General features: G+C 46.8%; 20 protein-coding genes. 16 read left to right on the plus strand and 4 right to left on the minus strand.

What is annotated here, in order from left to right; genetic code table 11:
• The first annotated feature begins 103 nt into the window (after positions 1-103).
• The 8 genes from EV210_RS11940 to EV210_RS11975 all read left to right on the plus strand — a co-directional run bounded on the left by EV210_RS11940 (position 104) and on the right by EV210_RS11975 (position 10,430).
• Positions 104-1,744: a PucR family transcriptional regulator gene (locus EV210_RS11940; protein WP_132080546.1), complete on the plus strand. Its 1,641-nt coding sequence runs from the start codon at positions 104-106 to the stop codon at positions 1,742-1,744.
• A 299-nt stretch (positions 1,745-2,043) separates the two neighbouring features.
• Positions 2,044-2,796, plus strand: coding sequence for an oxamate carbamoyltransferase subunit AllH family protein (locus tag EV210_RS11945; RefSeq protein WP_132080549.1), 753 nt, complete (start codon positions 2,044-2,046; stop codon positions 2,794-2,796).
• On the plus strand, positions 2,787-4,346 hold the full coding sequence (gene fdrA / locus EV210_RS11950; protein WP_132080552.1) for an acyl-CoA synthetase FdrA: 1,560 nt from the start codon (positions 2,787-2,789) through the stop codon (positions 4,344-4,346). The genes EV210_RS11945 and fdrA overlap by 10 nt, the downstream gene beginning before the upstream one ends.
• Positions 4,343-5,758 carry a YlbE family protein gene (locus EV210_RS11955; protein WP_132080555.1) on the plus strand — a complete coding sequence of 472 codons (1,416 nt, stop codon included), beginning with the start codon at positions 4,343-4,345 and terminating at the stop codon, positions 5,756-5,758. The genes fdrA and EV210_RS11955 overlap by 4 nt, the downstream gene beginning before the upstream one ends.
• Positions 5,759-5,786: 28 nt before the next feature.
• Positions 5,787-6,572, plus strand: coding sequence for a cyclase family protein (locus tag EV210_RS11960; protein ID WP_132080558.1), 786 nt, complete (start codon positions 5,787-5,789; stop codon positions 6,570-6,572).
• Between the two features lie 103 nt (positions 6,573-6,675).
• Positions 6,676-7,563, plus strand: coding sequence for an FAD binding domain-containing protein (locus tag EV210_RS11965; RefSeq protein ID WP_132080561.1), 888 nt, complete (start codon positions 6,676-6,678; stop codon positions 7,561-7,563).
• Positions 7,535-8,077, plus strand: a complete 543-nt coding sequence (locus tag EV210_RS11970; protein WP_132080564.1) for a (2Fe-2S)-binding protein — start codon at positions 7,535-7,537, stop codon at positions 8,075-8,077. Before EV210_RS11965 ends, EV210_RS11970 begins: the two co-directional genes overlap by 29 nt.
• The gene (locus EV210_RS11975; protein WP_132080567.1) at positions 8,070-10,430 is read left to right on the plus strand and encodes a xanthine dehydrogenase family protein molybdopterin-binding subunit; all 2,361 of its coding nucleotides are present in this window, start codon (positions 8,070-8,072) and stop codon (positions 10,428-10,430) included. Before EV210_RS11970 ends, EV210_RS11975 begins: the two co-directional genes overlap by 8 nt.
• Positions 10,431-10,500: 70 nt before the next feature.
• Here EV210_RS11975 and EV210_RS22645 read toward each other — a convergent pair whose 3' ends face one another.
• From EV210_RS22645 to EV210_RS11990, 4 genes are all read right to left on the minus strand, one after another.
• The gene (locus tag EV210_RS22645; protein WP_165898887.1) at positions 10,501-10,671 is read right to left on the minus strand and encodes a hypothetical protein; all 171 of its coding nucleotides are present in this window, start codon (positions 10,669-10,671) and stop codon (positions 10,501-10,503) included.
• Between the two features lie 42 nt (positions 10,672-10,713).
• Positions 10,714-11,229 carry a thermonuclease family protein gene (locus tag EV210_RS11980; RefSeq protein ID WP_132080570.1) on the minus strand — a complete coding sequence of 172 codons (516 nt, stop codon included), beginning with the start codon at positions 11,227-11,229 and terminating at the stop codon, positions 10,714-10,716.
• 180 nt (positions 11,230-11,409) lie between these two features.
• Complete coding sequence (locus EV210_RS11985) at positions 11,410-11,655, minus strand: hypothetical protein (protein WP_132080573.1); 246 nt, start codon at positions 11,653-11,655, stop codon at positions 11,410-11,412.
• Between the two features lie 91 nt (positions 11,656-11,746).
• A complete protein-coding gene (locus EV210_RS11990) occupies positions 11,747-12,814 on the minus strand; it encodes a mechanosensitive ion channel family protein (protein WP_132080576.1) in 1,068 nt (355 codons plus the stop codon).
• Positions 12,815-13,056: 242 nt separating this feature from the next.
• Here EV210_RS11990 and EV210_RS11995 point away from each other — a divergent pair, with 242 nt between their 5' ends.
• The 8 genes from EV210_RS11995 (at position 13,057) to EV210_RS12030 (ending at position 20,033) form a co-directional block, all read left to right on the plus strand.
• Positions 13,057-13,728 carry a hypothetical protein gene (locus EV210_RS11995; RefSeq protein WP_132080579.1) on the plus strand — a complete coding sequence of 224 codons (672 nt, stop codon included), beginning with the start codon at positions 13,057-13,059 and terminating at the stop codon, positions 13,726-13,728.
• The gene (locus EV210_RS12000; RefSeq protein WP_132080582.1) at positions 13,719-13,919 is read left to right on the plus strand and encodes a 4Fe-4S dicluster domain-containing protein; all 201 of its coding nucleotides are present in this window, start codon (positions 13,719-13,721) and stop codon (positions 13,917-13,919) included. Before EV210_RS11995 ends, EV210_RS12000 begins: the two co-directional genes overlap by 10 nt.
• A gap of 81 nt (positions 13,920-14,000) precedes the next feature.
• Positions 14,001-15,173, plus strand: a complete 1,173-nt coding sequence (locus EV210_RS12005) for a sensor histidine kinase (protein ID WP_132080585.1) — start codon at positions 14,001-14,003, stop codon at positions 15,171-15,173.
• Positions 15,170-15,859, plus strand: coding sequence for a response regulator transcription factor (locus EV210_RS12010; RefSeq protein ID WP_132080588.1), 690 nt, complete (start codon positions 15,170-15,172; stop codon positions 15,857-15,859). The genes EV210_RS12005 and EV210_RS12010 overlap by 4 nt, the downstream gene beginning before the upstream one ends.
• 239 nt (positions 15,860-16,098) lie before the next feature.
• Positions 16,099-17,607: a sensor domain-containing diguanylate cyclase gene (locus tag EV210_RS12015; protein ID WP_132080591.1), complete on the plus strand. Its 1,509-nt coding sequence runs from the start codon at positions 16,099-16,101 to the stop codon at positions 17,605-17,607.
• A gap of 96 nt (positions 17,608-17,703) precedes the next feature.
• Positions 17,704-18,276, plus strand: a complete 573-nt coding sequence (locus EV210_RS12020) for a TetR/AcrR family transcriptional regulator (protein ID WP_132080594.1) — start codon at positions 17,704-17,706, stop codon at positions 18,274-18,276.
• Positions 18,277-18,322: 46 nt separating this feature from the next.
• Positions 18,323-19,480, plus strand: a complete 1,158-nt coding sequence (locus tag EV210_RS12025; RefSeq protein ID WP_132080598.1) for an aldo/keto reductase — start codon at positions 18,323-18,325, stop codon at positions 19,478-19,480.
• A gap of 82 nt (positions 19,481-19,562) precedes the next feature.
• Complete coding sequence (locus tag EV210_RS12030) at positions 19,563-20,033, plus strand: methylated-DNA--[protein]-cysteine S-methyltransferase (protein ID WP_132080601.1); 471 nt, start codon at positions 19,563-19,565, stop codon at positions 20,031-20,033.
• Positions 20,034-20,045: the final 12 nt, after the last annotated feature.

Below are 20,045 nucleotides of genomic sequence, written 5' to 3' on the forward strand. Positions count from 1 at the left end.
GGGCTTTTGTTTAAAATCGTCAACATTAACCGACATAGGTTTAGCAATGCCTATGCTATAATCGAGACAAACAGCTAATCTTATTGATTGGTGGTGGACGATAGTGATTCCTTGTGCAGGGATTAGTTTACGGGAGATGCTGGCATTGCCGGGGTTACAGCATGTGCGGCTGATTGCGGGAGCGAACGGTCTTGATAAAGCTGTAACTTCTGTGAATATTATGGAGGTCCCAGATATTATGGAATGGACCCGGGCCGGAGAGTTATTGCTGACTACAGTGTATTCCATCCGTAATGACACGAATGCCCAATCCCGGCTTATTCCGGAACTGGCTGAGCGCAAGTTGGCTGGTCTGGCCATAAAGCCCGGGCGGTATATTGAAAGAACACCGGACATTATGATTGAGCAGGCTAATGCCTATGGATTTCCCTTGCTGGAAATTCCCTATGATGTTTCTTTCCCCGATATTATTAACCCTGTTCTCAGTGAAATCAGCAATCAGCAGCTGGCAATCATCCAGCGTGCTGACGAAGTGCACCTTCATCTAAACCGGGTCGTACTGGAAGGCGGCAATATGCAGGATATTGCTGACGTGCTTGTTGCAGCTTTAAACAACAATGCAGTGATTATCCAAACGTTTTCTAATGATGTGATTGTTTCATCCGCTGAATATAACAGTGAGCATCGGGATATCCAAAAATTCATCGAGAAAAACAGCAGTTATGGTACGGGTACGGGGCGGGGCAAAGTATGGATTGACGGACGGGAGACCGGTTATTTCCGTTCAGCAATCTGTGTGGGCAAGAAATGGTATGGCACCATAACCGTTTTGGAAACGCAGACACCCGTGCTGCGCGCAGATGAAGGCACTATTGAACGGACAGCAGCTGTAGCGGCGCTGGTGCTTGTTAATCAGCTGGCAGTGGCTTCCGTTGAACAGCGTTATTATAATGAATTTTTAAATGAACTGCTTATCGCCCCGCATCATGAGGAAAAAAATCTCAAAGGACGTGCCAGAGGCTGGGGAATTGATTTGCAGCAGCCTCATGTGGTGGCCGCCATTTGTTTTTATTGCCGCAGCAATGAGACAGAAGAAGAGTATCAGCTTATTGCGCAACGGATTATCCAGGGGTTGCGGGAGCATTTTTCCGATATTGCCGTAGGGTATAAGCTGGACTGTATTATTATGTTTATGCCTTTATCACCAGGCTGGTCCGGCAAAGAAATCCATAAAGTACGGGAAAAAATTAAAGCTATCTATGAGCGGCTGGTCAGCCGCTTTGGCCGGGCAGCAGGCGTGGAGTGCGGCTATATCGGTGCCGGCCGGCCGGGAAGCGGACTGGCAGGCTTTCAGAACAGCTACCGGGAGGCGCTGCAGGCTTGCCAGACTGGTAGAAAAATTTCACCGAAAGAGCATATCTGCTATTATGATGACCTTGGAGTCTGGCGGCTGCTGGGCAATATTCAGGATAAAAAGGAACTTCATCTTTTTATTGAAGAAATGCTGGGGAAATTGCTGCTTTATGATCAGGAAAAAGGAGCGGAGCTGGTAAAAACGCTGGAAGTTTACTTTGAATGCAATGGCAAGCTGAAAAAAGTTACGGAAAAAATGTATGTTCATTATAATACGATTTTGTATCGGCTTGACCGCATTCAGCAGATTACCGGCTGCAGCCTCGAGGATTCCACCGCCTGCCTTAACCTGCAGATTGCGCTTAAGCTGCTGCAAATAGCAAAAGAGTAAGTAGCGCTGGTCTTTTGTATTTTTTTACAAAAAAACAAACAAATCAAGCAGACGGCTTATAGCGTTGTACCATGGAAAAAATATTCCGAATTGTGATACTATTCAGCTGTAGGAGGTGATGTGCTTCGCAGTTACAAGCTCTTACAGGAGACCGCTCGTTTGTAAAAAAGATAATTGAGCAGGATTATTCAGGACGTATTCACAGCATCTTTAGCCGAACCGTAAATATCACTGCCGCTGACGGACGGTTATATAGTATCCAGGCGGCACAGTACGATGATGCCCCACGCAGTATCCGGGTGGCTGCAGCACTTCCTTTTTCTCAGCTGGGCATTCGTACCGGCGACCGCGTTTGGGTGAGCAACAGCGCTCTATGTGTCAGCCGAATAGCCATTGATATTACTGCTATTGTACCCTGGCAGTCGGTGATTCCCGGTTTTCCCATGCAGAATGAGTGGCCGTTATTTCAGCAAAGCCTCAGCTTTATGAAAAATTACATAGGCTGCAGCGGCAAAAGCGGCGGCTTGCGGGATTTATGGATTTCAGGCACACCCTGCGATGGCGGGCAGAGCCTTTATGCAGTCAGTCTTAGGGAACGGGCAAAGCGGATGCTGACAGCTTTGCGTGAGCAAAACGTGGACGACGCTTATCAGGCAGGACGCTCGTTACTGGGGCTGGGCAATGGACTTACCCCGTCAGGCGACGATTTTTGTGCGGCGCTGGTAACGGTATTTCATATGTCTGGTAGTCCTTTTGGTGAGCAGCACCGTCAACTGGGACAACAGCTCGCGTCTGCCGCCCGGCAGCAGACGACGTTTATTAGTCAGGAGATGCTTGAACTAGCAGCCAGCGGCCAAACCAGGCAAAATATCAGTGCATTTCTTCGCGAATTTACCAGCAGCTCGACAAATTCGCTGATGCGCGCTGCTGACAAGGTAATGGCAGCAGGCTGTTCATCCGGTACTGACTGGGCGGCAGGTTTGACAGCCGGTCTGGAGATTGGTAAAGCATTAGCCCAAATAGGCCGTGAGGGGGAAATGCAGTGGATGTAAAAATACTTGTAAAAAAAGATTCCTATCATGATTCTGTGGCATTAATGTCGTTGTCAGGTAAGCTGACTGCCTTAGCCGGTGTACGGGATGCCGTTGTATCGATGGCAACAGAGATGAATAAAGAATTACTGCAGCGTATCGGAATCTATTCTGATGCAGTCGGCGCTGCGGGTGTCAATGATTTATTAATTGCCGTAAGGGCAGAAGATGAAGCAAGCTGCACAGAGGCTGTCTGTTTTGCCGAACAAGAGCTGTCGAGAAAGCAGACAGCCAGAAAGCAGGCGGGTGAGCTTCAGCCGGCAACGATCGGATCAGCGGTGAAGGCTATGCCGGAAGCGAATCTGGCGATTATTTCCGTGCCGGGAGAATATGCGGTCCGTGAGGCCTGGCAAGCTTTAAAAAATGGCCTTCACGTGATGCTGTTCAGTGATAATGTGAGTGTAGAAGATGAAGTTGCGCTAAAACAATATGCCCATCAGCACCAGTTGCTGATGATGGGACCTGACTGCGGTACTGCCGTTATTAATTCAACTGGACTATGCTTCGCCAATGCTGTTCGCACCGGAGATATAGGAATTGTTGGTGCTTCCGGAACAGGTACACAAGAAGTAACGGTACTGATTGACCGCTTTGGGGGCGGCGTTTCCCAGGTCATTGGTACCGGGGGACGGGACTTAAGTGAAGCGGTGGGCGGTATAACCATGCTCGATGGGCTGGCTGCATTGGAACGGCATACTCCCACAAAAGTGATTGTCCTGATCTCCAAGCCGCCTGCTGCAGCGGTGGCAGCTGTAATTCTTGAGCAGGTGAAAAGCCTGACAAAGCCGGTAGTGATTTGTTTCATTGGGGGCGATGCGGCGCAGGTGAAAGCGGCGGGAGCCATTTTTGCACCAACGCTTGAAGAAACGGCCAGAGTTGCTGTTGCCATCAGTAAAGGGGAAGATATATCTCCCAGCTGCAATGAAGAAAGGCTGGCGGAACTGGCTCAAAGTAAAGCTGGCAAGATGGCACAGTCACAGCGTTATATAAGGGGGCTGTTTTGCGGTGGCACCCTGTGTGATGAGGCAATGCAAATCATAAAGGCAAATGGGCTGAGAACCTACTCAAATATCGCTAAACAGCGGGAGCAGCGGCTGGATGATCCGTATCACAGCCAGGGAAATTCCTGTATTGATTTAGGGGATGATTGTTTTACTGCCGGAAAACCGCACCCCATGATTGAGCCCTCGCTGCGCCTGGCGCGTTTGCTGCAAGAGGCCCGTGATCCTCAGACCGCTGTTCTTATTCTGGACTTTGTGCTTGGATATGGAGCACATCGTGATCCGGCAGGGGCTACTTTGCCGGCAATTCTGGAAGCAAAGCGGCTTGCACAGTACGACGGACGCCATTTGGAGATCATTGGGTATGTATGTGGGACTGAGCATGACCTGCAGGGGCGTATCAGTCAGGAGCAAAAACTCGCTGCTGCCGGCGTGACGCTGGCACCGAGCAATGCGCAGGCAGCCCGTTTGGCAGGAATGATTGCTAGACAGCGGGAGGAAAGAATATGAGCTCCTTAGATGCATTATTCAGCGACAAACTTGCGATTATTACTATTGGTGCCGAAACTTTTAAAGCTGACCTGGAGTCGCAGGGGGCAACCGTACTGCAACTGGACTGGAAGCCGCCTGCCGGTGGGAATAAAGAGCTCATGGCAGCACTCGATACATTATCAAATTGCGAAAAAATCGAAGAGGCTAATACCCGGGCGCTTGCAGCCATTATCAATTCCCGTCCTGTATTGGTTGATATCGAGACAGCAATTAACGTTATTCCCGGAATGACGCAAAACACCATATTACATGCCGGACCGCCGGTAGTGTGGGAAAATATGGCCGGTCCCATGAAGGGAGCCGTTATTGGAGCGCTCCTTTACGAGGGGATGGCGCAATCTGAGGAGGAAGCGGCGCAGCTGGCTGCTTCAGGCCAGATCTCTTTTGCACCCTGCCATGAGCACAATGCCGTAGGACCAATGGCCGGTATTTTATCGGCATCAATGCCGGTGCAGGTTATTGAAAATAAGACGCATGGCAATTTTGCCTATTGTACGTTAAATGAAGGCCTTGGCAAAGTATTACGCTATGGGGCCTACAGTAAAGAAGTTATTGACAGGCTGAAATGGATCGAAACAGAACTTGGACCGGTATTAAAAAAGGCTATTCAGCTTTCCGGGGGTATCGATATCCGCAGTCTGATCGCCCAGGCTATTCATATGGGCGATGAATGCCACAACCGCAACAAGGCGGGCACCAGTATGTTTATTCGAGCAATAATGCCTTATCTGTTGCGCACGGGTGCCGATCCGGAAGCTATTGTTCGGGTAGTTGAATTTATTAATTCCAATGACCATTTTTTCCTCAACTTGTCGATGCCTGCCTGTAAGGCGGCTTTAGATGCTGCACATGGCATTGAAAACAGTACGGTGGTTACAACAATGTGCCGTAATGGTGTGGAGTTTGGCATCAGAGTGAGCGGATGTCCCGGCAATACCTGGTTTACCGGGCCGGCCCAGATGATTGAAGGACTGTTGTTTCCTGGTTTTACCGCAGAAGATGCCAACCCGGATATCGGCGACAGTGCTATTACGGAAACCTGCGGCATCGGCGGTTTTGCCATGGGCGGTGCTCCTGCGATTGTACAGTTCGTTGGCGGTACTGTTGAAGATGCATTAGGCTATTCACAAAAAATGTACGAAATTACCTTAGAAGAAAATCAGAATTATTCGATTCCGAACCTAAATTTCCGCGGTACGGCAACGGGAATAGATGTGCGTAAGGTCATTGCCAGCGGTATTTTGCCTGTTATCAATACCGGTATGGCTCATAAAGAAGCTGGTATTGGCCAGGTAGGCGCCGGGGTTGTAAGACCGCCTGCCGAGTGTTTTGAAAAGGCCATACTGGCTTTGGCGGCAAGGCTTAAATAATGAAGAAATAATAAGGGGAGATGTTGATATGGTGAAAAATTGGGATAAAGTGAAAATGTATGATCTCACTCAAAAACTTAGTCATCTTACTCCACCCTGGCCTACGTATGAGCCGCTGCAAATTAAGTTTTTCAAACGTCTTAGCTCCAATGGTGCCAATGGGCAGGTTATTACCACATCGAACCATGTGGGAACTCATTTGGACGGATCGCTGCATTTTTGTACACATGGCCGTGATATCGCCAGCATCCCGCTGACCGATCTCATTGGGCCTGGCGTAGTTGTTGATTTGAGTGATATGGCAGAGGACTATGGGATCTATACTTCAAAGGACATTACCGACCGGGTAGAAGTTCGCAAAGGCGATATTCTCATTATCCATACCGGTTATGCGAAATACGGCTGGGATCAACCGGAAGGCGACGAAGTCCGCTACATGGTCAAACATCCCGGGCCTACCCGTGAATTTGCCAAATGGTGTTACGACATGGAATTGAAATGGATTGGCGTTGACTGCGGATCGGCCGACCATCCGATGAACACCAAAATCAGGGACTGGTGTCCCAGGCAGGCAGCAGAATGTGAAGCCTATTTCCAAAAGAAGTATGGTAAAAGTATCTCTGATATTTTCCCTGACGACCATTATCAATTGATGCATATTGATTTGTTCCCCCATGATATTATCCATGCTGAAAATGTAGGCGGTGAAATTACAAAAGTACTCAACAAACGGTTAATTGTCGGCTGTTACCCCTGGCGTTTTGAAGGCGGTGAATCTTCTATCTGCCGTATTGTTGCTTACGACGAGGAATAAAAGCAGAAAAGCTGTATGAACACTGAAAAAACGCTTAAAAACATTGGTTTTAAGCGTTTTTTCTTAAATAGCCCTAAGACAATACCATAAGGGGGTATGAGGCGTGTTAAGCAGGTTTGATTATTTTCGACCGCAGGTTCTGGAAGATGCGCTCACTTTTCTGCAGGAAAACACCAACACTAAAATACTTGCCGGCGGTACTGATTTAATGGTCATGCTTAGAAGAAATGCGGTAATGGCTGAACATATTTTGGATATTAAGTCTATACCGGAGACGAAGCGATTAGAGTATACACCAGGAGGCGGACTTTACATTGGTGCCTCTATAACGGTTAATGAAGTAGCGCAAGCTGATTTTATTCAGCAAAAGTATATTGCGTTGATACAGGGTGCTAATTCGTTAGCCTCGTATCAACTGCGCAATCGGGCCACGCTGGCAGGCAACATCTGCAATGCCTCCCCCGGTGCTGATTTGGCCGCACCGCTTCTGGTATATGAGGCCATCGTTCACATTGCCAGCAGCCGGGGAACCCGTCAAGTGGCATGCGAGGAATTCTTTACCGGTGTAAAAAAGACTGTTCTGCAAGAGGATGAAATGGTGATCGGGATCTCGCTGCCTGATGTTGCAGATACTGAGGATTGCAGCATATTCCTGAAACAGGCCCGGATTAAGGGGCATGATTTAGGAATTGCCGCAGTAGCGATACGCCGGACCCCTGATAACGGATACCGGATAGCGATGACAGCTGTTGCTCCAACTCCGATTCGTCTGAAAGCGCTTGAGGCGATGCTTACTGCCAAGCCATTAACGGCTGAGCTTGCCGGACAGGCGGGAAGCGAGGCCGGTAAGCTTATTAACCCTATTTCCGATGTCCGTGCTTCTGCCCAATACCGGCTGCATATCTCCGGGATTCTGGTCAAACGGGCGCTGACCGAACTGCTTGTTATGGGGAGGAATGAAAATGTGCCAAGTACATCAGGCAAAAGATAATTGTTTTGCTTATGTTGACTCAGGCTTACCGAGAATGCCCTTGGCCTGTGTCGTAAATGGCGAGGCTGTAAGAGCAATGATCGATCCAACCATGACGCTGCTGGCTTTTTTACGGAAAGAGTTAAGCCTGTTTGGAACAAAGGAAGGCTGCGGTGAAGGGGAGTGCGGCGCTTGTACCATTATTATGAATGGTGTTACGGTAAATTCGTGCCTTGTTCTCGCTCTGGAGGCGCAGGGAGCGGCAATTACAACAGTAGAAGGCTTAAGTATAGACGGCAAGCTCTCTATTTTACAGCAAGAATTCATTAACCATGATGCGCTGCAATGTGGTTTCTGCACGCCGGGGATGTTAATGTCTGCCCGGGCGCTGCTGGACCGGAACCCCGATCCTTGCGAGACGGAAATAAAAGAAGCGATTGCCGGCAACTTCTGCCGTTGTACGGGTTATAAGCCGATTATTGCCGCTATTGCATCAGCAGCAAGACTGGAAAAAGGGGGATGCGGCCGTGAGTGATAAGCAGTACCGTCATGTCAGCAAATCCAGCTTGCGCATAGAAGCACACGAAAAAGTAAGTGGCCGGGCATCCTATACGTTTGATATGGAAATGCCGGGAATGGTATATGCGAAATGCCTGCATTCTCCACACGCCCATGCTGAAATCGTTTCAATCGATACCGTTGCTGCCAAGGCCCTGCCAGGAGTTAAGGCCGTGCTTACCGGTGAAGATATTCCGTATTTAGTTGGTTTGTATATGATTGATAAACGGGTGCTGGCCCGTGGCAAAGTCAGATATCAGGGAGAGGCGGTTGCAGCAGTGGCCGCTGTTGATGAAGCGACCGCCGAGAGGGCGCTCACCCTTATCAAAGTGGAATATAAGCAGCTGCCGCTGGTTAGTACCATTGACGAAGCCCTGGCAGCCCAAGTTTTAGTCCACGAAGATATAAATCAATTGGAATACCTCAAAGGCGTCTTTTTTCCACAGCCTGATTCAAATATTGCCAGCTGGAATAAAGCATGTAAGGGGGATATCATCAAAGGATTTGCCGAAGCTGATGTAATTGTAGAAAATGAACTGACCTTACCGGCAGTTGCTCACGTTCCCTTGGAAACGCATGTGGCGGTTGCACAGGCTGATCCCTGCTCTAACCAGGTGAAAATTTGGTCGTCCACGCAATCGCCGTTTGGCGTTCGCAAGCTATTAGCTAAGGCTTTGGGTATTACCACAGGCGACATCCAAGTCATTGCTCCTTATGTAGGCGGAGGCTTCGGCGGTAAAGCCGGGATTCACCTTGAGCCGCTGGCCGTTGTACTCTCACGGGCCTGCAAGGGGCGGCCGGTTAAAATTACCGCTTCCCGGGAAGAAGAATTCAATCAGCTGCCTTGCCGTGCCGGCATGCGCGGACGGGTTAAAACAGGGGTCAAAAGAGACGGGATGATTACGGCTGTGGAAATTTATTATGACTGGGACAGTGGTGCTTATGCCGACTATGGGGTAAATGTAGGAAAAGCAGCTACTTATTCAGGAGCAGGCCCCTATGAGATCCCTAACCTGGAATTACATTCGCGCACCCTGTATACGAATAAAGTATTCAGTACTGCCTACCGGGGCTTTGGCCACTTGGAAACGCACTGGATTATTGAACGGCAAATGGATATGATTGCAGCAAAGCTGGGAATGGACCCTTATGTCTTTCGCATGAAAAATATCTTACGTGAAGGATCGGTAACCATTAGCGGAGAGTCCATCCATGCAAATTCAGGGCGGCCTGATCAGTGCCTGGAGGCAGTTGCCAGAGAAATCGGCTGGGGCGGTTATCAGTCCAGCGAAGCAAGACGGGCTGCGCTTAAAACAGGCAAAGCACGCGGCAAAGGGCTGGCTTGTTTACAAAAAGCTCCGGCTATGCCTCCCAATACCTCCACTACTGCGATTATGCAGATGGATGATGATGGTTTTGTCCGTTTAATGATCGGGGTCGTGGATATGGGTCAGGGAGCAAATACTATTATGGCGCAGATTGCTGCCGAAGTATTGGATATGCCGCTGGAAAAAGTCAAAGTGGTTTGGGAAACGGATACGGACCGCCATCCTTACGACTGGTCCACGGTTGCTTCCAAATATACATTTATGGGTGGCAATGCGGTCAAGCGCTGTGCGCAGAATATGATCACCCAGATGAAAGAAACAGCGGCTCAGATTCTGCGCTGTGCCGTAGAGGATCTCGTACATGGTAACGAATACATTTACCATGCCCAGCATACGCACAGGCGAATTGCTTATAAGGCAATAGCCTTAGGCTATGCTTATGAAAATGGTAATGGTATAGGTGGACCGCTGGTTGCCCGTGGTACGTATATGGCAGATGGACTGACGTTTCTTGATCCGGTGACAGGTCAGGGACTTCCGGCCCTGGACTGGACTTTTGGCGCTCATGGTGTAGAGGTTGAGGTTGATGTGGAGACGGGGGAAGTTACTGTTCTGAAAATAGCTTCCGCTTTTGATGTCGGGCAGGTTATCAATAAGCAGCTAATTGAGGGGCAGATCATCGGCGGCATTTTACAAGGGATTGGTTCCGCTTTAATCGAAGGGTTTAAATTTGATGCTAGCGGACGTTTGCTAAATCCTTCGTTTACGGATAACAAAATCCCAACAGCGAAAGATATTCCCTTGGAGCTTGTACCTATCACGATAGAAAATCCACAGCTCGATGGACCCTTTGGGGCTCGTGGGGTCGGCGAGCATCCGATGATTTCCGTTCCCTCGGCTATTGCCAATGCTCTTTATGATGCTTTAGGCATCCAGTTCTATGATCTGCCGCTGTCACCGGAGAAAGTCGCACTCGCTATTGTGCATACTGCGGAACAATAAAGCACAGTTCTTGTCGAATAAAAATTAATAATTCAAAATCCCCAAGAGAATAGCTCTTGGGGATTTTTTCTTAGAACAAATGATCGAGTATTAGCTGGCAAGCTGTAAATAATCCGCCTGCCCAAAGCGCTTTCTGGAGGCGCTGCTCTTTCGTCAGGTCTTTTCTGAGATGCGGCAGCAAGAAATACAGAAATGCTGCAAACAAGAGAAAAATAAGTATATAGTTGCCGATGAATTTCAAAATTGCTCCTCCAAGCTCGTTACTGTCAGTATTTAAATACGATTAATCCCAGATTCCCTTGTCGCCTACCTGCGCTTCAGCCTGGTAACGCTGTAGGAATGACGTGTACTTGCCATTATAAGACTCAGGCTTGAGACGTCCGTACCCTTGCAGCAGCAACTGCGCGTTGAACAGCTTGCTGCGCAAATCCTCATCGGTATCGGCCGTTGGCTGATTCAGCCATACATAGGCTAACAGCTGATTGTCTTTATCCCGTCTCTGGATATCAAATTGCAGATAAACAGTGCGGCCTTCTAATTGCTCGCGTATAAATTTTTCCGCTTTCAGGGCGTTAGCCTTTATCTGCTTGTTGGGACTGGTTTTATCCGGCAGATCAACTGCGATCAGCCGCACCGTTTCCGCATTGTCATTCCAGTAGACTTGCAGGGTGCCCCCGTCAGCAACACGAACTACATAAGCAGAGGTCGTTACCGGTGAAGCGCAGACAAGTGGCAGCATCCCCAGCAGTATAGTCAGGGAAAGCGTGGCAATGATCGATACACGAAATAGACGGTTCATCGAATTCCTCCTTTTTGGTTCTGCCGTTCAAACTGGCAAATCACGTCAATTTCTTCTAAGCTTATTTTGCCTTATTACAGACAAAATGTCCAAAAAAAATTAAAGCAAGGTTTTCTTTGCCCGATACAAAAAAGGGTGCCACAAAACGCTTTTAAAAAGCATTTTGCGGCACCAGGCCTGTTAAATGTCTTTATTTGCATTTTCGATAACAAAGACGTCAAGAAGTTCCATTAAGTCCCTGGGAAAAGAGAGATGATGTTTCTCGCCTACACTATTTAAGGCGACAGTCAGTGATGCTTTAAACTCGGGGGTAAGTATTACCGGGTCGTTGGAAACGATAGCACTAAGATTAGTATACAGAAATACTTCCAGCTGGTCACGGATATCAGGACGTATGCCTAGCGGTTGCCGATTCAGCTTATTCATACAGGCACCCCTAACGACTTTGTTTATCCAGTATATGCGGCTGGGTGGGTGGTGTTACCTTGTTAACAGTATTCATCTAAGGCTGATACTGTTAGCTGCCTGGATAACTTTCGGGCTTTTCCAGATAAATTGTTTGGGCCGGATACGCGAACTTAATATTGCGTTCTTCCAAGGCTTCTTTCAGTTTTAAGTTGATTTCCTGTTGGATGTTCATATATAAGGTATAATCGCTGCCCAAAACATAGTAAACTACATCAAACTGCAGCGCCGATTCACCTAAGGCGCTGAAATGAGCCCTGTCAAATCTGGTTTCAGCAATACTTTCAATGATCTGTTTTACGATTAGCGGGATTTCCCGCAGCTGTTGACTGGAAGTCTGATAATGAATCCGGAACTTGAATACGATCCTGCGTGTTTCCATCCGTTTTAAATTTTGAATGCGCGAGTTTGTCAGATCGGAATTGGAAAAAATCAGCTGTTCGCCGCCCAGGCTGCGGATGCGGGTGGTTTTAATACCGATGTGCTCAATTGTGCCCATATGACCGTCAATTGTAATAAAATCGCCTAATTCAAAGGGACGGTCAAACACAATGGCAACGTAACTGAATAAATCCCTGAGCATGGCCTGAGCGGCAAGCGCTACGGCAATACCGCCAATTCCCAGACCGGCAATAACGGTCGAAATTTGAAAACCCAGATTATCCAATAAAAAGACCAGGCCAATACCCCAGAGCGCTATCCGCAGAAAAGGAATGATTGCCTTAATGATGTGCTCTCTGTCATTGAGATCCTTTGATTTTATGGAAAACAGCAGGGTATATTCGACCATTGTGATAATAAACCGGATACCGGCAATTGTTACAATGATAATGCCGATTATATCAATGGAACGGTTTAGTAAGGCAGGCAGTGTCAGACTGCGGACGGCTACATAGAATGAGCCGAAATACAAGGCGGGCAGAAGCGTCTTTTCCAGGGTTTGAAACAAATAGATATCCAATTTGCTTGTTGCGGTTTCAGCCCATATTTTAAGGCGGTTTAAAACGGCGTGATCAAACAGTTTTACGGTAAAAACAGCAATCGTAAAAACAAGTAAAGCAGTCAGATAGCTGTAGACGCTGTTTTGGAAAAATAGTTGATTCAGCATTGCTTGCAGCATTATCAGGCTCCTTTCGGTATTGTTATGGTGTTTATTCGCCAAAATATCTTATAGAACCTGCCTGCCTTGCGCTCGGGCAGGAAATGGACCGCAATACGTATAAGCGATATGTGGTATACTGAAAGAAAATAAATAGTGTTACTAAAATGATTACGGATTTTTATAAAGTTTTTATAAATGCTTTATTGGCGGTTTAAATTCTGTGATTATAATGACCTTAAATCGAGTAGGAGGTTGTTATAATGAACAAAATGAAAATACTCTATGATGTGGTAAAAGCTTTCAAGAACAAAGAAGTGATCAGCGGTGTGTTCACTGCAGATGTGAAAAAAGATGAAACAAGCATTTTTACGATGACTAGCCAGTTTGCCAAGAATGTGCTGACCGGTCAGCGAAAGGCTACAATAAACACACAGCTGGACTATGACGGAAAAACGCTGCATTCCGTCGGGGATGCCAAATTTGGCGGCCATGAGGGACACGGTTTTCATCATGGGATGGGTCATCGGATGGGTCATGGAATGGGCGGCAGAGGCTGCACGATGCGCGAAAAATTCGGCAGACTGACGTTTATGCTGGGGGTATTAAACGCGCTGGAAGTGACGGAGGATCAAGACAATACCCTTGTGTTAACGCTTAATTCGGTCAACCTGCCTGATGAAGCAAAAGCAATCGTGCAGGAAAGATTGAGACACGGCGGCTGCCGGCATTCCGGGCATGGCTTTATCCATGAATTCAGCGGACTAACAGAACTTGACTTTACCTTGTCAGTAGTTATCGATGAAAGCTGCAATATCAAAAAGGCAGCAGGTTCTGTGAGCGGCATCCGGAAGGACGACCAGCAAGGTCATACACTTAGAGGCAGTGTTGAAGTGATTTTTGATGATAAAGAGCAGGAACAGCAATGCTGCTAAAGCGGTATATAATTCTTGAGGACCGGTGCACTTCCTGCCAGCACTGTATCACTGCGTGTCCGGTGGGAGCGATAACATTGTCGGCACAAGGCAAACCGGAAATCCAAATCGCTAAATGCCGGCGCTGCGGTGCCTGCAAAAAAGCCTGCCAGCACCGGGCTGTTACTACCCGTGTAAAACTGCGGTTTTAATACGGCAATTGGGCGCAAAGACAATTTGCGCCCAATTTGCCATATCGTACAGCAAAGAATTAAGGATGACAGGTGAGGAGTATGTTCAGACATCCAAAGCACCCCAAAGTTAACCGCCATACCGCCGGACCAGAGCAGCGCAGCTTTCATGGCAGGTGGCACCACCGTCATGAAATGCGCCATAGACACTTTATGCACCACTATAAATATTTCCGTTTTTTCCGGCCAGTCGGTCTGGCGTTTTCTCTGTTAATCCTTTACTTAATGTTTAGCTGGATAGGGATAAAAGAGACGGGAGTTATTGTAGGGGCTTTGATTATTGCGAAAGAAATAGCGCAGTTTTTCTTCCTCCTACGCCTGGAGAAACGGATATTTAAACCGATGGAAAAAATTAAGCATGGCCTGGATGAAGTGGCAACAGGCAATTACAATGTTAAAGTGGAATATTGTCAGCCCAATGATCTGGAATTGCTAATCTATGCGTTTAATGACATGACGGAGAAACTGTACGAAGGGGAAAAATTGCAATCTGCTTATGAAGAGAACCGCAAGGCACTGATCGCAAATATTTCGCATGATCTCAAAACTCCGGTGACCGCAATCCAGGGGTACATTGAAGCGCTGCTGGAGGGCAATGTTGCGGACGAAAGCAAGACCAAATACTTCAAAACGATCTATAATAACGCAACATACTTAAACAAGCTGATTGATGATCTTTTCTTATTTTCCAAATTGGATATGCAAAAGCTTGGTCTCCAGTATGAGCGAGTATCAATTGGCAAATTTATGGGCGACCTGATGGAAGAGTTTCAATTCAATTTTTCAGAAGAGAATATCCAGCTTCACTACCTGGATACGCTGAGTGAGGACGTGGCGGTTAAGCTGGACGGCAAGAGAATGCAGCAAGCCTTTACTAATATCCTGACCAATGCTGTTCAGCATGGCCCGGAGAGCGGTTTAGTGCTGCACGTGAGGCTTTACCGGCAGGAAAACCTGATCGGCATTGACATACAGGACAATGGACCAGGAATACCGGAAGACAAGCTGGCGTATATTTTTGACCGTTTTTACCGCATTGAGACGGAACGGCCCAAAAACATTGCTGGTACAGGTCTGGGTCTGGCCATTGCCAAGGAACTTGTTGAAGCTCATGGCGGCACTATTCGGGCTGTAAGTCCCGGATGCCAGGGTACCTGCTTTACCATTCTGCTGCCTGTTTATGATCAAGCTGCCGAGGAGGAACGCTGCGAGTGAAACAGATTCTGATTATCGAAGACGACTGTGATATTGCCGAACTTGAACGGGATTACCTGCAACTGAACGGATATAAAGTAGAAATTGTCCACGATGGCCTGGCTGGCTTAAAAAAGGCATTAACAGGCAGTTATGATGTTGTGGTGGTTGATCTCATGCTGCCTCACAAGAATGGCTATGAGATTATTAAAGAATTGCGCAAGACCCAGGAAATACCCATTATCGTTGTTTCGGCAAAAAATGAAGATATTGATAAAATCAGAGGCTTAGACTTTGGGGCTGATGATTATCTTACCAAGCCTTTTAGTCCGGCTGAGCTGACAGCCCGTATCAAAGCACATATTAAGCGCTACGAGAGACTTAGAGGGCATATGACCAGTTACGAAGTCATTCAATACAAGGGGCTTGAAATTGATACGGCCTCTCATAAAGTCTTTGTTGATACGAGAGAAGTACAGCTGACGACAAAAGAATATGAGCTGCTGCTATTTTTGGCTTCTAACCCGAATATTGTTTTCAGCAAGGAACGTATTTTTGATACCATCTGGAACGAGGAATATTGTGGTGACACAGCAACAGTAGCGGTTCACATTCAAAAAATTCGCCGGAAGATTGAGAAGAACCCGGCAAATCCCGAATATATCGAGACTCTTTGGGGAGCAGGCTACCGGTTTAATCCGGTGTAGCTCCTTTTTTTATATCACGGGGACGGTTCCATTGATGCATTGCCAATCTCTAGGTATACATATTTTGGCTGCTTCCTGGTTAAATAAATACCATCAGTGCTTTTATACGGTGACTAGACGCCTAGCAAATGTACTACTAAAGAGTCCGTCATATGGTGGCAAGGAAAACAGTTCCCACAACAGATCAGATTTGTTATAATAATGAAAATCATGCCCCAATTTGAAAGTTGAGTGATCTGATGCGGTTTTTACATAGAATAACGTTATTACTCAGTGGATTAGTTATTATCAGCAGTATCATACAATTCGTTGTTTTTGATCGGTTTTTTCTTACCACTACAGACTCGCTATTATTAACAACGAATGAAAAAGCAGCGATGAATGTAGCTGAGCAGCTATTGGGTTACTTTCATAACACGGCCGACTCTTTGAAGACTGTTGCAGCTAATCGCCGCATAAGACAGGATCAGGAACTGCTTGATGAAGTGAACAGGCTTATCCCTGCTATTGATATGCTCATGGTTCTGGACAAAAGTGGAACAATTTCTTTGGTCAGCGGCAATACAAATGATATTACTGTGTTCAATTTATCAGATAGGGATTATTTTCAGCGGGCAATCAAAGGGGAAACCTATATCAGCGGCGTTTTTACGAGTCCCTGGGGCCGGAAGGTTATTGCAATTGCTACCCCTATTTGGGAAAATGGTAAGATTTCCGGGGTAGTTGTTGGTGTGTGCCGACTTCATGGCCCAAGTTTAACGTCGCTGTTTGACAATAAGACTTTTGGCCGGGGTGGATTTATTACGATACTGGATAATGAAGGTATTGTCGTTTATCATACCGATAAGGAGCGTATCGGGAAAAAGGGAGCAATTGCTGAGCTTGTGGAAGGTGTGTCGGGAGCAAAAATAGGGAAAAACTATACCGGTATGGACCAGTATATTGGCTATAGTAAGGTTTCCGAATTAAACTGGACAGTTAGTGTTATTACACCGACAGCTGAAATTGCCAAAACCCGCAGGATTATCATATTGGAAATGCTGGCTGTGTCTATATTTGCTATCCTAACCATCATTGGCATCGGGACATATACCGTTCGCCGCTATACAAAGCCATTGGCTATGCTTTTAGAAGGGTTCAGTTCGATTAAAAAAGGCAGTTATAAACAAATTCCGTCCGAGGGTTATGCAGCGGAATTCGACATGATGATTCAAGTGTATAATGATACTGTTAAAAGGCTGGAAGAGGTCCATACGACATTAGAGGGAGCTGCCGGTTTAGATGAATTGACAAAAGTATATAATCGCAGGTCTTTTGAAAAAATGGTAAATACGATTGAAACTGAAATTCAAAACCATATGCTGCAGCATGTGGGGATTATGATCATGGATATCGATTACTTTAAGCAAATCAATGATTCCCAAGGTCATTTATGCGGAGATGAAGTATTAAGAAAAATTGCTGCAATCATAGTGTCGGTCGTAGGAGCCAGAGCCGTATTTCGCTTCGGGGGTGATGAATTTGCCGTCATCACGCGAAACAGTACAGATGCTGAGGTTGCTGATATGGCAGAAGAAATCCGCTCGCGGTGTGAAAAATCGTTGAATGGATATACGGTAAGTATAGGTATGGCGGTCTATCCCGGCAACACCGATTCAGTCAATGAGTTACTGCATTTAGCGGATAAGGCACTGTATACCAGCAAAGAATTTAGAAATAAGGTAACCGCATATAAAGGGAAACAGTAGGCAAAAGGAATTGACAAAAACACTGTTTCCTGGTAACTTTATCCATAAGGGAATGAACGTTCATTCCGGTTACTAGAATTTTATAGGGAGACAGTAATGGACGAAAAATTACCGGATAAAAAAGCTGCCGCTCTTCAGGCGGCGCTGAAGCTGATAGCCGAACAAGGCTTTCATGGCACACCCATGTCGCAAATCGCCCAACAGGCAAATGTAGGTGTGGGAACAATTTATCGCTATTTCGCCAGCAAAGAAGAATTGATTAATGAGCTGTATATTCATGTAAAATCACGGCTTGCCCGGCACACGCTTCGCCATTATACGGAGAGTTTGCCTGTGCATGAAAGCTTTATCCTGCTGCTGCGCAATATAATCGCTTACTTTCGTGACAACCCGCAGGAACTTTATTTTATGGAGCAGTATGCCAATTCGCCGCTAATTACCGCAGCAACACACGCAGAGGGATTACGCATGTTTGCACCGGTCAATACTATGTTTATCAGAGCCAGGGAAGAGGGCCTGCTTAAGGAGCTGCCTTTGGAAATGCTGAGTACGCTTGCCTATGGGGCAACGATTTCTCTGGTGAAGCTTTGTCTGTCAGGTAAAGCAGAATTAGCGGATGCTGCACTTGATGCCGGTGTAGATGCCATATGGGATGCGGTCAAGAAATAGTTTGGACTAAAAAGTAGGAAAGTACGAGAATGAGGGAGGAATTCACATGTTGTACAGAAAGTTTGGTAAGACGAATGAAATGGTATCTGTTTTAGGATTTGGCTGTATGCGGCTGCCGGTTATCGGTGGCGATCCGACCCAGATCGACGAAGCTCAGGCCGTGAAAATGGTCCGCTATGCAATTGACAATGGGGTAAATTATGTAGATACTGCTTATCCCTATCACGGCACCGGTTTTACTCACGGCGGAGCAAGTGAGCCATTTGTCGGCAAGGCACTGCAAGACGGTTACCGGGAAAAAGTGAAGCTGGCTACGAAGCTTCCCAGCTGGCTGATTAAAACACGAGCGGATATGGATCGCTATTTAAATGAGCAGCTGGAGCGGCTGCAAACCGATCATATTGATTTTTACTTGGTCCATTCTTTAAATTCTGGTGTTTGGCCGAAATTGAAGGAAGCTGGTATTAGCGAATTTTTAAATACAGCGCTCAAAGACGGAAGAATTAAATATGCCGGTTTTTCTTTTCATGATCAAAAAGAGTTGTTTAAGGAAATTGTCGATTATTATGACTGGTCTTTCTGCCAGATTCAGTATAACTATTTGGACGAAGACTACCAGGCCGGCAAAGAAGGCTTAGAATATGCAGCGAAGAAGAATTTAGGGATTGTCATTATGGAACCGTTACGAGGGGGGAACATTGTAAATCTGCCGCAAGCAGCAAAAGCAGTAATTGACCGGGCTGACAAGAAAAAGTCACCGGCCGAATGGGGGTTGCGCTGGGTCTGGAATCATCCGGAAGTATCAGTTGTATTAAGTGGTATGTCGGCAATGGAACAGGTTGTTGAAAATATCAAAGTGGCGCAAGATGCTCAGCCCAATTCGTTCACTGCTCAGGAAACGGCAATTATTGACGAAGTGAAGCAAATCTTTACGGAAAGAATCAGAGTGAATTGTACGGCTTGTTCGTATTGCATGCCCTGTCCGGCAGGCATTAATATTCCCGGCTGTTTTGCAACCTATAATGACCATTGGGTCTTTGACGAAACTCCTGCAGCGAAGCAGCGGTATGGAATTATAACCAAAATGGCATCGCCTGCTTCCGCCTGTATCGAGTGTGGGAAATGTGAAAGTCACTGCCCACAGGGGATTGGCATTCGCAATGAGCTGAAGCAGGTAAAAGAGTTATTTGAGCAGCAGAATTAAATCGTAATATTTCGTAAGACAAACAGCCTGGTTTGACCGTATAATGAGTTTAGAGTGCGGTCTGCGCAGGAGGACAAGGCTAATGAAAACGGTGTTTTTTTATCAAACCTGTATTGGGAAGCTAGCTATCGCTGAAGATGGGCAGGCAGTTACGAATCTGTATTTTGATGAGGGGGCTATTCCGCACGAAGCGATATACGAAGAAACCGGACTGCTCTGTGAGGCAGGCCGGCAATTACAGGAATATCTTGCAGGAAGCCGCCAGGCGTTCGATCTTCCGCTGGCACCTGAAGGAACAGTATTTATGCAGCGGGTATGGGAAGCTTTGCTGACGATCCCTTATGGCGAAACGCGAACCTACCGGGAAATCGCTGAAGCTATCGGCAGTCCAACTGCCGCCAGGGCAGTAGGGCATGCTAACAGCAAAAATCCCCTGTCCCTATTCATACCCTGCCACCGGGTAATTGGAGCCCGGGGAGAGCTTACCGGTTACCTGGGGGGGTTAGATAGGAAACAATTTTTGCTTGAGCTGGAAAAACGGATAAAAAGCTAAGTTGGAAGTAGG

Source organism: Anaerospora hongkongensis (assembly GCF_004339805.1).
In the GTDB taxonomy this organism is placed as follows: Bacteria; Bacillota; Negativicutes; order Sporomusales; family DSM-15969; genus Anaerospora; species Anaerospora hongkongensis.